The organism is Catenulispora yoronensis (assembly GCF_039531695.1).
In the GTDB taxonomy this organism is placed as follows: domain Bacteria; phylum Actinomycetota; class Actinomycetes; order Streptomycetales; family Catenulisporaceae; genus Catenulispora; species Catenulispora yoronensis.
Genome location: NZ_BAAAQN010000161.1, coordinates 1 through 739, shown reverse-complemented (window position 1 = coordinate 739; position 739 = coordinate 1). Strand labels below are relative to the sequence as shown.

At 58.6% G+C, this 739-nt stretch carries 2 protein-coding genes; both read left to right on the top strand.

Annotated elements, in window-relative coordinates; genetic code table 11:
* The coding region (locus ABD481_RS46540; RefSeq protein WP_305179973.1) for an MFS transporter at positions 1-348 on the top strand (348 nt) is incomplete at its 5' end.
* Positions 349-425: 77 nt separating this feature from the next.
* Positions 426-739: SprT-like domain-containing protein (locus ABD481_RS46535; RefSeq protein ID WP_344672328.1), on the top strand; the 314-nt coding region annotated here is incomplete at its 3' end.

The window sequence follows — 739 nt, the reverse complement described above, 5'->3', positions numbered from 1 at the left end:
ATCGCCGTCCTGATGCTGCTGATGTTCATCGTCGGTTTCGCCATGAGCGCCGGCCCGCTGATTTGGGTACTGTGCTCCGAAATCCAGCCGCTGAAAGGCCGCGACTTCGGTATCACCTGCTCCACAGCGACCAACTGGATTGCCAACATGATTGTCGGCGCCACCTTCCTGACCATGCTCAACTCGCTGGGCAGCGCCAATACCTTCTGGGTGTACGGCGGTCTGAACGTGCTGTTTATCCTGCTGACGCTGTGGCTGATCCCGGAAACCAAAAACGTCTCGCTGGAACATATTGAACGTAACCTGATGCAGGGTCGTCCACTGCGCGAGATCGGTGCCCGCGATTAACCTTCCTGAGCTTCCTCCCATCCCGGGAGGAAGCTTCCTCTTGCTCTCCCCCCTCCGCCGCACTATCCTCTGGCGCTATGAAAACGCCCCGTATTCCCATCGCTATTCAGCAGGCCGTCATGCGCAGCCTGCGGGAGCATCTCGCCAATGCGAATCGCAAGCTGGAACGCCGCTATGCGGAACCGACGCTGGTCTACCAGCAGCGTGGTACTTCCGCCGGCACCGCCTGGCTGGAGAAAAACGAAATTCGTTTAAACCCGGTGCTACTGCTGGAAAATCAGCGTGAGTTTATCGATGAAGTGGTGCCGCATGAGCTGGCGCACCTGCTGGTCTGGCAGCATTTCGGCCGCGTGGCGCTGCACGGGAAACAGTGGAAATGGATGATGGAGAG